The 13782-nt window shown below is 44.9% G+C and carries 9 protein-coding genes; 3 read left to right on the top strand and 6 right to left on the bottom strand.

The annotated features are described in order from the left end of the window. Positions 1-85 precede the first annotated feature (85 nt). Positions 86-1378 carry a beta-propeller domain-containing protein gene (locus tag RAH45_RS07865; protein WP_306495109.1) on the top strand — a complete coding sequence of 431 codons (1293 nt, stop codon included), beginning with the start codon at positions 86-88 and terminating at the stop codon, positions 1376-1378. 188 nt (positions 1379-1566) lie between these two features. On the opposite strand, the gene RAH45_RS07870 is transcribed toward RAH45_RS07865, so the two are convergent. The 6 genes from RAH45_RS07870 to RAH45_RS07895 all read right to left on the bottom strand — a co-directional run bounded on the left by RAH45_RS07870 (position 1567) and on the right by RAH45_RS07895 (position 9463). After that, a complete protein-coding gene (locus RAH45_RS07870) occupies positions 1567-2199 on the bottom strand; it encodes a c-type cytochrome (RefSeq protein WP_102076762.1) in 633 nt (210 codons plus the stop codon). A gap of 76 nt (positions 2200-2275) precedes the next feature. Continuing rightward, positions 2276-3877, bottom strand: coding sequence for a flavin monoamine oxidase family protein (locus tag RAH45_RS07875; RefSeq protein ID WP_102076755.1), 1602 nt, complete (start codon positions 3875-3877; stop codon positions 2276-2278). A 209-nt stretch (positions 3878-4086) separates the two neighbouring features. Further along, positions 4087-5541: a cytochrome c gene (locus RAH45_RS07880; protein WP_305935576.1), complete on the bottom strand. Its 1455-nt coding sequence runs from the start codon at positions 5539-5541 to the stop codon at positions 4087-4089. 1062 nt (positions 5542-6603) lie between these two features. Continuing rightward, complete coding sequence (locus tag RAH45_RS07885) at positions 6604-7233, bottom strand: flavodoxin family protein (protein ID WP_198328800.1); 630 nt, start codon at positions 7231-7233, stop codon at positions 6604-6606. Positions 7234-7290: 57 nt separating this feature from the next. Next, positions 7291-8163 (bottom strand): purine nucleoside phosphorylase YfiH/LACC1 family protein, encoded by an 873-nt coding sequence (locus tag RAH45_RS07890; RefSeq protein WP_227678250.1) that lies wholly within the window; start codon positions 8161-8163, stop codon positions 7291-7293. 91 nt (positions 8164-8254) lie between these two features. Then, on the bottom strand, positions 8255-9463 hold the full coding sequence (locus RAH45_RS07895; protein ID WP_227678251.1) for an RluA family pseudouridine synthase: 1209 nt from the start codon (positions 9461-9463) through the stop codon (positions 8255-8257). A 745-nt stretch (positions 9464-10208) separates the two neighbouring features. On the opposite strand from RAH45_RS07895, the gene RAH45_RS07900 reads away from it, so the two are divergent. Further along, a complete protein-coding gene (locus RAH45_RS07900; protein WP_198328798.1) occupies positions 10209-11372 on the top strand; it encodes an outer membrane protein assembly factor BamD in 1164 nt (387 codons plus the stop codon). A 175-nt stretch (positions 11373-11547) separates the two neighbouring features. Further along, positions 11548-13737 carry a DNA primase gene (locus RAH45_RS07905; protein WP_198328797.1) on the top strand — a complete coding sequence of 730 codons (2190 nt, stop codon included), beginning with the start codon at positions 11548-11550 and terminating at the stop codon, positions 13735-13737. Positions 13738-13782 lie beyond the last annotated feature (45 nt).

Below are 13782 nucleotides of genomic sequence, written 5' to 3' on the forward strand. Positions count from 1 at the left end.
GCACCCGCGGCGATATTATTTTAACGTTATCATTGATTTAGCATTTATAAAAACAATTATCCCCATCTAGGAGTTTGACTTGGTTATGCGCATTCATAAAAAACTATGCCTTTCTTTACTTGCCACTGCCTCAAGCTTATTGCTTGCTCCTAGCGTCTTGGCGGCGCCTGTCGTTTTAGAATTGGATTATGAGATTCCGGTACAACAAAGCCAAGTGGCTTTTGTCTCCTTTGCTGGCGATTCTACCTTATCACCGATTATCTTAAATGATTTGAGCAAAACTGAGCTAAAAGTAACCAGTCAAAACCTACCGCAGCAGCCGCATAGCAGTAGCGAGTTAGCCGGTACCCTACCCGTTTGGCAAAGCATGGGCATCCCTTATCTTGTCATCGGTAGCACGCGCAGCAATCGCGGTAAAGTGGTCACCGATTATGAAGTCATTGAGGTTAAAACCGGACGCGTGATCGAAGGCAAGCAAACGTTAACCGCTGATAATAATAAGGAAAGTATGCGTTACGCCGCCCACGTGATTGCGGACAAAGTATATGAGCTGATCACCGGCATTCCCGGCGACTTCTCAGGGCGTATTGCTTATATCGAAGAAATCGGCACCGGCAAAGAGAAAATCTCGCGCTTAAAGGTCATGGATGCGGACGGCGAAAACGCCAAAACCATCACAGAAGTGGCAGGCTCTATCTTCTCGCCGACTTGGTCCCCTGATGGCAATCGCATTGCTTATTCAGTCCAGCGCGATAAGTCTCACCCTGTTATCTATATTCAAAGCGTAAGCGGCGGCGGGGCTACGCCATTGACGCCATTCCCAGGTAGCAACCTTAGTCCGTCATTTTCGCCCGATGGTAGCAAGATATTGTTTTCTAGTAGCTTTGAGGGTAGCGCCGATATTTATGAGATGAGCGCTAGTGGCGGTCAACCACGACGTCTGACCAATTGGCCAAGCAGTGAAGTACAACCAAGTTATGCCCCTGATGGCAAATCTTTTGTCTTTGTTAGTGACCGTGCAGGGTTTAACAAACCACGCATTTATCGTTATGAGTTTGGTTCAGGCCGTACCACGCAAGTATCGAATAGTGGCTATGCAACCAGCCCGCAGTTTAGTAGCGATGGCTCGCAAATCGCCTTTTTAAGTGGTCGTTCAGCTGCCATCATGAACAGTAGCGGCGCCATCACTGCGAACTTAGGCGCGACAGGTATCGATGAAGCACCAAGTTTTTCACCGAACGGTAAGCGCGTGGTTTTTGCTTCAAAGCAGGGCGGTAAAGGCGTACTGACTATTAAGTCCTTAAACGGCGGCGAAGCGTTCGGTAAATCTGGTCAAGGTACTATCCGCTCCCCAGTTTGGTCATCTAGCCCTAGATAACTTAGATAATTTAGCCATCTTTATTGCGTAAAATAGGGTTATGCTATACTAAATGATCACAAATAAAAAAGCGCTCGATAAACATATCGGGCGCTTTTTTATTTTACCAAGAATGATAACTTGATTCTTATATCAGCCATCCACTTTTAAAAGTTATGAGCTAACATCCTAAGTGACATAACTCATCCCTATTCATCACTTGGATCACTAGCCGGCGGCACCGCGTGTCTCAATTGTTCAACATCTGCGGCGGTGACCGTATCCGTATAACCATTTAAATCAGTGACCACGTACTGCGTGACCGCGGCCATCTGTTCATCGTTCATCATGTGATGGAACGATGGCATACCGCGAAAGCCATTAATTAAGATATCAATGATGTAATACTTTGACTGCATTTTGCTGTTATTGGCAAGTGGTGGATAATAGCCGGCACCATAAGCACCCTCGCCTTTGTGCATATGACAAGCTGCGCAAGAGTCATGGTAGAGTTTTTTGCCATCTGTTGTCACAAAGGCATTTGTCCCTTCAAACTTGGTTTCCCATTCAGCAATACTTGGATCATTATCCATAGTAGGAAGCGAGCTGTGATCAACGACATTGACGGCTGGTGCAGTAAGCTCCTCACGACTCATGTAAACGCCGCCCCAGCTACCGGTATTACGGCTTGCTTGATAATCGTCCGTTACGATGGGGTCTTGCTCATGTAGAGTTGCCACCGTTTGTACATCGTCTGATTGTTGACTACAGCCTAAAAGTGCTGCACTACTCATCGCACCCAGCAACATCACAGTCAGCAGTTTAGGGGTCATTTCTCTCATGACTTTTTTCTTCACGATTGCCTTCTTTACGATTGCATTGTCCATGATAGCCTCTGAATTTTTATAGTTATTCATATTAACCCAGCATTTTTGCTTTTTTATGTAGGCGCTTGGCGGCATCCATGCCAGATAAAATAGCGCCTTCTTGCCATGCTGGAATGTGTGAGCAATGCTCGCCCGTCAGTACAATACGGTTATCGATACTGCATAAGGTGTCATAATGCTGACGGCGGGTAGACTCATTCCAAATACCATAACAACCCAGTGTCCAAGGAATGCGGTGCCAGACCACTGACGTACCAGCGCGGAACTCTTTTGGATACTGCGGGTGAATATATTTACCGTAGGCAAGTGCGACATTAATTCGCTCTTGCGGGGTTAACGTATTAAATTTATATGAGGTCGGTCCATAACCATAGGCCCCTAATAATACCCCAGTACCGTCTTTAAACATATTTTCTGAAGGATAAGCAATTTGGGCTATCGGCATATCGGTATAGGTCAAGCCGCCATAGATCCACTCGTCTTCTTCCCAAAAGCGGCGATTAAACTCTAAACCTACTTTATAAGAAGTCTCATAAGGTACCGCTGCCATCGCTTGTTTCATCGGCTTTGAAACATTAATATCAAGCTGGGTCAGTACAGTTAGTGGAATATTACAGACACACCAATCGGCACGGATGGTCTTAGTCGCGCCATCTGGACTGTTGCTGTCGACATAATTGACCGTAACGCCGCTTTCATCTTGATGAATCTTAGTCACTTTGGCATTAAACTCAATCATATCGCGGCATTCACGGGTGAAGGCATCACCGATTTTACCCATACCGCCAACCGGTTGAAACATCGTTGGCTGATGCGCATAGGTCATATGATTACCATAAATATCGGCCCACATGCCCGAATCTAATATTTCGCTGACCGGTAAAGGCTTTGATGGAGTTTCATCAGGCATCAAGCCACCACCTGGCAAGACACTATAACCACGATGCTTACTGGTCGCATTGCTGGCGCGGTAGCGGTAGTCTTTATCGAGCACGCCCCAACCTTTTAAGCCTTCAAGTAGCTTTTCTTTGTCTTCCTTATTCACAGAACGATCCAAACCGCCAACATTCACCGCTTTTGACAATAATTCTGCTACGTGTCCTTGGATGTCGTTTTTTACATCACCTAAGCGCTGCGGCACACCATTGAAATGAGTACTACGGTGCAGATAAGCACGGTCATTGGTTTGAATAAAGGGCTGCATCTCAACGCCAAACTGTTTGCAATAATGGAAAACGGCATAGTGATGACTTGGTAGACGCCACGGCCCACCATTAAAATAGTTGCCCTCTTCAAAATCACAAGTAACTTCTTCGCCGCCAAGCTCGGTATACCTATCGCCACTATTCAGCGTCCAACTACGACCGCCGCCACGATTTTGAAACTCCAGCACTTTGACGTCATAGCCAGCTTTACGCAGCTCATACGCCGCGGTCAGTCCGCCAAGACCGGCACCTAAAACGATGATGCTAGCACCGGGAGGCGCCCCTTTTAAGTCCATCGTTTCTTTAAAGCTTGATTCTGAGGCAAATCCTAACGTCGTCATCGCCTGATACATGGCGGTCGCGCCCGCTGTTTTACCAATCATCGAGAGCAGTTGGCGCCGCGTTGGTGATTGAAGCATGTCTTTCATAATAATATCCTTAAAGTAGACGTTCGTACATAACCGTAGGCACTTGTTCTATTTCTAGTAATAAACGCTTATATCATTTATAAGTCTTTGTAATTTGATCAGCTTGGCTTAACTCTGCGCTTATTTGCCAAGCTGTCATGCCCTACCGTTTTGCCGTTAATCCTTGTCTGGTAATAAATTCTAAACCCGTTGCAACTGATAAACTATGATTAACGGCGGCGTCTAGAACGTAAAATGGCGCGCACGATAAAGATAATAATCAATATCGCCACAATGATGCCGACAATCGCCAGTAAGCCTGCGTACTTAATTAAAAAAGGCTTTTCGACACCTGTAGACGCGATGCGCTCAATATCAGCGGCACTGACCTCACTGTTTGCATGACCGCCAAAGCTGGTACGGACGTAGTTAGTGATACCCGCAATCTGCTCACTGCTGAGCTCTTCTGAAAACCCTGGCATGATAGGCGAAGTATTGGTTGCACTCTCTACCCCATGCAAAATCATATTAACGAGAGCGTCAGGCTTTTCGCGGCGCAGACTGCTCAGTCCAACGATAGGCGCATAACGCGCGTCAGGTTGGCCATAACCATCAACCCCATGACAGCTACCACAAACGGCTAAATATAACGCTTCTGGTGAGTTACTACCGTTACTTACTTCTGACTTTGCTTGCGCCAAGTAGTCTTTTTGCGCCAGTAAGTCATGCGTGATTGATTCGTTCACAGGCGTTGGCAAGCGCGCCACATTGACGCTATTGACCTTGTCTTCTGTTTGGATAGCAGGGATGGCTTTTAGATAAGAGGCAATCGCGCTCAAATCTTCATTTTTAAGATAACGCGTACTGTGCGCGACCGCTTCACCCATCGGTCCACCTGCATAAGCGCGCTGGTCAAGTTCACCGGTGCGTAGATACGTGATAATATCCTGCTCGCTCCAACTGCCGATACCGCTCGACTCGTCAGGGGTGATGTTTGGCGAATGCCAATTACCAAGTGGTGCGCCTGATAAATACATTTTTTTATCAAAGCCCATGGTGCTGTTACGCGGCGTATGACAAGTGCCGCAATGCTCGAGATTGTTGACCAAATACTCGCCACGTTTTTGGGTCTCATTTAGACCGTCGCGCTTTTCAGTAGAGGGTATATTGAGCAAGTTCCAACCGATCATTAAGCTACGGAAATTAAAGGGAAAGGGTAGTTTGGTTTCTTGCTTAGGCGCTTCATCGACAGCCGGTACGGTTTGTAGATAAGCAAACAAGGCGCTGATATCCTCTTCTTTCATGCCGCTATAAGAAGGATAGGGCATGGCAGGATACAGCATATGGTCTGGCGCTCGGCCTTTTTGTAAAGCGTTCTTTAAATCTGCTTCGGTATAATTGCCGATACCGTAACGTTTAGAAGGGGTAATATTGGTTGAATAAATTTTCCCCATAGGGGTTTCAATCGCTGTGCCGCCCGTATAATTTTCGCCATGACAAGCCATACAGTCAGCGGCACGGGCAATATAGGCACCGCGGTTGACAAGCTCACTATTGGCGGGGCCTACATTAGGTAAGCTAGCATCGGGTAAATTGGCATTAGGAAGGTTAGCACCTTCAGCCATCGCGGCGCTGGAGGTAATACCAATGACAAGCATCGATAACATCACAGAAAGTGGCTTCATAATATCCTCATATAGCTGGCACCTAGGGTGTTGTAATTATTATTAGAACGATTGGTCAGGATAAGACATTTGATATTGAGTAAAATTATTGACAATGGCGTCAGTACTCAACGGATAATCCATTACATGATTTAGCAAATCGTCCAGTAAAATGCTTAATAAAGTGGCGTGATAAAACAACTTAATAGAGATAGTTTCTAAACAATGTCTGCTCACCCCACTAATGTAAAACTATTTCGCCACTATTACTTAAATAGTAACTCATTCACCGCACACTTTTACAAAAGTTAAAAAACCTCTTAAGAGATTTAATTTATATTTAATCACTATATATTTTCATATTATGAATTTGGGCAAGATAATTAATCCTTTAAAAAACAATTACTAAACCTAGAAAATTTATGAAATCCATTATTAAAGCGTGGAGATAAATCGCTATATATAGTAAAAAAGGACTTCTGTACTTGTTATTACAGGTTTTAAGCGTACATAATGGATACATAGCGACCGTTTGTCATCCACCTTACATTCCAAATAAGCGTTACCCTACTCGCAAAAACCCTTTTAACTGATGCAGCATTTTATTTATGATAAATGCTGTTTAATATCGCCAACCATTGCCATGTTGCCAATAACGCTCGAGATGTCCTTATGAAATCACTCTTCTTTATATTTACGTTGGCAGCGACAATTCCTGTAACAGGTTGCCAATCTTTTCAGTTCGTCGAAAGTCCGATACCTGTTAAAACTGTTTCTTCTAAAAGGGTGTCTTCTAAAACGCTTATTGTGGAAAATTTATCCAACGCGCGCCGACCCGCTAACGCTATTTCTATTCAAATCTCTTCTACTACAAATAATGGCCAATAAAAAAAGCAGCTATCGGTCTGATAGCTGCTTTTGTAACTTATTAATAATCAATAGAAATATTTAACTTTAACCCCACTCTCAACTTGTTTTTCTAAGGTATTGGTTTACTTAGTTTTTAAAATTTCAGTTAAAACAATTAGAATTTTAAATTCTATAAAAATCAAAAGCCTACGATAAGTTGAGATTGGCGTAACTTTAATCTTCTGCAATGACTATTTGTTGTTTGGGCTGATGCTTGATAATGGTCTTGGCCAAATGATCGCCAAACCAAATGGCGGTATCAATATCGCCTGCGCCAGGCGTGACTTCAGGCGGTCCATCTAGCGACTGCGTCATCAAACCCAGAAAGCTCGAAAGACGATTTAAATCATGCGCTTCATGTCCTGTTGGCATCAGTGGTAAACCGATCCAATTCATTCCGTGCTGCATGGCATAAAGACAAATCTGCTGCAGGACGGCAAGCTTATCACCACTCAGACCGCCCGAATTGGCAAAACCTGCGGCCCACTTGCCTTCCCATTTACGGTGATACCAACGCTTAGAAGTCTCATCCATAAAAGTCTTAAAGCCTGCGGTCACGCTGCCCATATACACAGCACTACCAAACACCAATAAATCCGCCTGATCGACAAAATCCCAATCAACGTCATGCACATCGACCGCTTTAACCTGCGAATCTGGTAATTGTTGACGCGCGCCCGTCACCACTGCTTCGGCAACGCGTTTGGTATGCCCATAATTACTATGATAAATAACCGCCATCGATATATTAGCGAGATTGTTCTCATGCTCTAAAATGGCAGGCGGTGTGTCAGGTGTATTCATACGAACTCTAATAATGACAATTAAAAATGAAATAAAAATAGAAGCTCAAGAGCTGAATCAAGCCAACTCTCTAGAAGCGCTACGGGTAATAATCAATGCCATACGTCCGGTTGCAGGCTGGCCAAGATGCGTTTGACGTCGATAAGAATAATAATGCGAATCCGCATAGCTGCAAGGTATTTCGGATTGATTGCTAACGGTAATGCCTGCTGCACTTAATTGGTCAGCGGCAAGCTTTGGCAGGTTCAGTTTAATCTTGTCCGCTACAGATGCTAAGACATAACGTTGTTCAAAGCTTTCAAGATGCTGTGATGACAAGACTTGATTATCTACACAGCCTGCGAGCAACTTATCTCGTACTTGGCTGCCGACTTCATAATTTTCTTGACTGATACAGACGCCAATCCATGCCGTGATTGGTTTATCAGCATCAAAGCGCTCGGCGGTTGCCTTTATGACGCCGCACGCCAGCCCTTGCCAGCCTGCATGGATAGCAGCTATCTGCCCCGTTGCGGGCTGGTATAAAACTAACGGTACGCAATCGGCGGTCATAATCGCAAGCCCCAAGTCCGCCTGCTGACTGACCATGGCATCGGCATCTAGCGGGCGTATAGGTAGCGCCGTCGCATCGACATCATAAACCTGCTGCCCATGAACTTGATTGAGCCAGTGCAAGCTATTAATTGGCGCACGCTGCCCCGCCGCTAATTGCTCATTAATCGCCGTTAATAGACGCATGCGATTGTTTAAGACTGTTTTGGCGTTATCATTGACATGCAAGCCTAAATTTAGCGCACCATAATTTGCCTGATTATCTACCTCATTAGCCGCTTCACTATCATCGCTGCTAAAAGCTGCCGTTTGAAAAACCGTCACGTCATCAAGCTGAGCAACTAAGGTGACAGGCAGATTGTTTGTTATGTTAGGCATGGTCAGTGCACCAGTCTTATCGTTATTATTAGAGCATTACAGCCAGATTGTTACCAGACGAATGTCATTATTTAATAGAGCTCATCAGATTTTATTCTTCGTCATAACCTTCGCTTAACACCGCCATCAATTGCTGCATGTCTTCAGGGATTGGCGTGGTAACTTCGATATCTTCACCAGTCGTTGGATGCACGAAACCTAAAGTATAAGCATGCAATGCTTGACGCGGGAAATTATTGATTGCCTGACGCTGCGCTTCTGTTAAGCCTGCTCGCAATTGACGACGCCCACCGTAGACACGGTCACCGACTATCGGATAGGTAATGTGGCTTAGATGCACACGAATCTGATGGGTACGCCCCGTTTCAAGACCGACGTCTAATAGGCAATAGTTATCGTTCAGCGGTGTGACATTCAATAAATGCGTAACCGCTTCACGCCCTGCCGTCATCACCGTCATTTTGGTACGTTGATTGCGATGGCGACCAATCGGCGCGTCAATACGGCGATGACGCAGTAAACTTGCCGCATCCCCTGCAACCACACATTGGTAATGACGATAGACAGATTTGTCCTTTAACTGCTCCATTAAAGCCATTTGCGTAGGCTTGGTTTTACCAATTAACAGCAGTCCCGAGGTGTCTTTGTCAATGCGGTGTACCAATCCAGCCCGCGGCAAGTGGTGCTGCTGCGGATAATGATAGAGAAGCGCATTGACCAAAGTGCCGGTCTGATTGCCAGCGCCCGGATGGACAACCATACCGACAGGTTTGTTAATCACTAGGACATCATCATCTTCATAGACAACTTCGATATCGATATTTTCTGGCTGATCTTCGCTATGCTGCTGCAGTGTCGTCGATAAATGCAAGACATCACCTGCTTTGACACGAATTTTCGGTTTTTGTACCGTCCCGTTATAAAGCAAGCTGCCATCAGTAATCCAGCCTTGCAGCTGGGCACGCGAGAAATCGGCAAATACTTTTGATGCCAGTTTATCAATACGTAAGCCCGCTTCGTCTTCTATGACGGTATGCGTGACATCAATAACGACCGGAACCGCTTGCCCAGCAACTACGACTGAATCCTCACTGTCTTCGTCTTCGTATTCGTCTTCGTATTCATCTTCATCGTCGACAATATCGTCATCGACCAATTCATCCAACTCATCATTGGATATGTCCGGCGTTTGCTCATCAAGCGCGCGCTGATGGTCATTTAATAATTCATTTGGCATTGGTAACTCTTGTGCTGATATATCGGTATCTAACGGTTGTTTCTTAAGGGAATTGGTCGTCATAGCATCATTATTCATAGCGGATTGATATAGGGCAAAGTCACTTACAGCTTTATAAGCCGACTTCATAAGAAAACGAGATAAGAAAGTGGACTGGCGCTTACAGACCAGCAAAAATAAGGACGGTCGAAAAAAGCAGCAGTTATATCGTCATAGTGTAACATGCCAAGCGCCTAAGCCCTACAGAAGCTGCGTGTTATCTGCGATTTTATCGTTACCTTCTTTTCAAAGGTGGTGAGCCGTGTTAAAAATCTATGAAAAGTGATAAAAGTTAAGCCGCCAGCCGATGGCATTGTTTGGTAGATTAGCTCTCTAAAATATGACATGGCTGTAATTTACTGTATATTTGTCCTTGTCAGCCATATTCAATATCGCTCGTGACGACGGCTCATGCTAAACTACAGACCGAAGCTAACACAGATAAAGCATTAGGCCTTTAACTACAAAATAGATAACGAAAAAATAGACGAAGCATGCGTTATTCTATAAAGTAAGCGTTGTTTTGCTGTATGCTATGGCACTGATTTTTAAAATAAGAACTTTTAAAATAATTTATTTTATTAATATTGGCAAAACTGCATTTGATAAAACGATGTGGATAATAAGTGCGCTAATTGCTAGCGCTTACTTAGTAGCCGACCGTTAATGGATGCCGCCAGCATCGTTTTTTATTATTACCCTTATTACCCTTTTATAATTTAGCCTAATAGCGTCGCTGCTATTACGCGTCTTGTGTCGGAGAAGAAGTATGCAAGCTGTTGGCAATACGTTTATCAAACTGTCCTCAATCACCTTACTGGCGTTAAGCGTCAACTTGGTGGGTTGTCAAACGTTTAAAAACCTAACTGGCGGTAAAGACGTGGATGCGGTTGCCACTGCTGAGAAGTCTGAGCAAGGTTATTATAATGACGCCATCGCTCAGATTGATAAGGGTCGCTATACGCAAGCTATCGAAGATTTGAACAATCTGCGCACTTTTTATCCAACGGGACAATATGCCGAACAAGCCTTGCTTGATGTGATGTACGCCCAATACGAAAGTGGGAAGTTCGAGGCGGCTGCGGCCAGCGCTGAGCAATTTATTAGCCTATATCCTTCTAATCCGCAAGTCAGCTATGCTTACTACGTGCGCGGCGTGGCCAATATGCAAGGCTCGTCTGAAGGTCTAAAATTGTTTAAGCTCAATCAAGCTGAGCGTGATACCGCCTATTTGCGTATTGCCTTTGCTAACTTCCAAGAGCTTATCAATAAATACCCAAACAGTCCTTACGCGCCCGATGCTGCTCAGCGTATGACCTTTATCTATAATCAGTTTGCCGAAAGCGAGATGAGTGCAGCCAACTGGTATGTCGAGCGTGAAGCCTATGTCGCTGCGGTCAACCGAGCTAAATGGGTATTCCAATATTATCCATTAAGTGAATCTGTGCCTGATGCCCTCGCCGTATTGGCTTATAGCCATGAAAAGCTCGGTCTTAATGACTTAGCAAATGAGTATAAGACGCTATTGCAAATCAACTATCCAAACATGCTCAGCGCTGATGGACGCGTCAAGCTCAATACCAAACGTGAGCGTACTTTATTTAATAAACTCACCTTTGGACAATTAAACCGCTTTAATAAAGATACCTCGGTTGCGTCAGGTAACTACAATGGCGCCACCAAAACCCAAGTGATTCGCAATGCCAATCAATTAAGATTGCCGAGTGATAATGCGGCTGCAGCAAATGCTAACGCACCGTTAAATATGTCTCCTAAGCGTGCCAATAGTGGTATCAATGTAGGCTTAGGTTTGCCTGAAGCATCGACCGAGCGCGTGACGAGCCAATCGAGCACTGGCGATACTGCTAGAGAAGCCGATGTCGACCCACAAAACATGAATCCTGTACGCCGTACTACATTACCTGCTGAGTAAATTGATACGGCTCGCGTCTATTTTAGACGCTTAGTACCTATCATCAAAAATAAGGTCAACGTTCTGTTGGCCTTATTTTTCTGTTTTTACTTCTTATAATTTTTATCTACTGTCAGTTTTTTGTAGCTGATTGTCGATGCTTAATATAATCGTCCTATGGTAAACTGTTTTTTGTATGAGCATTCCTAACCATATTCTCGAACAATTAAATAGCCAAGCTGACTTAATCAGTATCATTGGGCGTCATACCACGCTCAAACGTGCGGGTAGTGAGTACAAAGGCTGCTGCCCGTTTCATGGCGAAAAATCGCCGTCTTTTTATGTCAATCCACAAAAAAACATCTACCACTGCTTTGGCTGTAGCGTTGGTGGTAATGCCATCAGTTTTTTACGTGACTATGAAAACTTAACCTTTATCGAAGCGGTTAATGAGCTGTCCAAACAAACGGGCATCGAAGTGCCAAAAGAAGAGCAGCAAAACGTCAGCTATCAGCGCGCGCCCGTTAAACCAAAAGCTAAGCCGGTAACCAAGCCAAGACTCGCTATTCAGCCAACAACATCGGCAGCGGCAATGCAACCGCAAGCGTTTCATAGCCAGCCCGTAGCTGACAATTTAACGTCCACAAACTTGCCAACTGCTGATATGCAGCCGCCAACTTATAATGATAATTATGAAAATTATCCGCCATTAGACGCGTATGATTCGATGCCTTATACAGCCGATGACTACGATACTCATTATCAAGGTGCTAACGATCAAGACGATAATAGTTATCCGCCTGCATGGTTGACCAGTGGTGGTAGTGCTGCTGATACTACTGCTCTTTATGATGAAACTAGCGTCTCTGATAAAGACGGCAACCTTTACGAGTTATTAGAGCAAATCCAGCAGTTTTATCAGCATAATCTCACCACTCATCCGCATGCCAAGCATTACTTTTTATCGCGCGGTATCACCGAAGATATTTTTGAGGCTTTTGGTCTCGGCTATGCGCCCTTTGGTTGGCAGCATCTTGAGCATCAATTCCCGCAAGATATCGAGGGGCTTAAAGCGCTAGGCTTGGTACGCCAATCAGAATCTGGGCGCGACTATGACCTACTGCGTGACAGGGTAATTTTCCCAATTCGCGATAACCAAGGTCGCACCATTGGTTTTGGCGGTCGCGCGCTTGATGACGAAGTAAAACCCAAATATATTAACTCCTCTGACTCGCCCGTTTTTCATAAGCAGCACGTCCTATATGGCTACTATGAATCTCGCCAGCAGCGCGCTGATAAATGGTTAGTAGTCGAAGGCTATATGGATGTCATTGCCCTGTATCAAGCCGGCATTTATGGTGCGGTGGCGTCGATGGGTACGGCGATTAATGAGAGCCAAATATCACGGCTATTGACATTAAACCCTACCCTGACATTGAGTTTCGATGGAGATAGCGCAGGGCAAAAAGCCGCTTGGCGTACGCTTGAAGTCGCGCTGCCTGTGCTTGGCGATGATAAAGAGCTGCGGTTTTTAACCCTACCGAATAACCATGACCCTGATACCTTTATCAAAAGTCAGGGCGCGGACGCCATGCGCGAGCAAATCGCCAATGCCATGCCGCTATCGCAATATATCTTTGCTTATTTGAGTGAGCGTTATGACTTAAGTCTGGTCGAAGGCAAAGCCAAGCTGATGTCACAAGTGCGCGCCTTGACCACTGCCCTGCCGAAAGGTAGCAGCTTTCGCTATCTGTTGAACAATGATATTTATCAAAAGCTTGGCGGCAGGCGCAATCAAAACAAAGACGCAAGAGATGCGCTGTTAGATTTCGATGGTGAGATGACCATCAGTCAGCAGCTGCAGCTGTGTTTTTTATTCCAGCCGCGCACCTTAATCGATGACCCTATCGAAGCCATTTGGCAGCAGGCAGGTATTCATGAGCTGCAGCTACCAGCGCATATTAAACAAAAAGCCTCTGCTGATATATTGCGTCCACTGGCATGGGAAGATTTGCAAGATAATGCTCTGCTCGATATCGTCAGCACCATTAAGCGCTGTCTTAATTATCTGCCAAAAGACGCCAATGCTGCGGCGCACTTTATTTTATCCAATGTCAAACCAAGCACCCAAGAAACGCTTAGCGGTGATTGGGGCGCTTTTTATAAAGCCCTTACTGCTCGTAATATTTTAAGTTTAGATGGCTTGGTCGAAGAGCTGGTCAGTCAACTTCTTGAGCGTCATATGAAGAAAAAAATTCAAGACTTGGTTAAAAACCCAGACAACATAAAACTGGCAATTGTCCGTAAGCAATCACAGTTATTGAATGATTGGCTACGCGAACAGCACGCGGAACGCTCAGCACAAATGGCCACGGTGAAATCTTAACAGCTAGGCAAAATTTTATTTATCATCGGTGGCCCTTTAAAAGCA

It is taken from the genome of Psychrobacter sp. van23A (assembly GCF_030845275.1).
Taxonomy (GTDB): domain Bacteria; phylum Pseudomonadota; class Gammaproteobacteria; order Pseudomonadales; family Moraxellaceae; genus Psychrobacter; species Psychrobacter faecalis.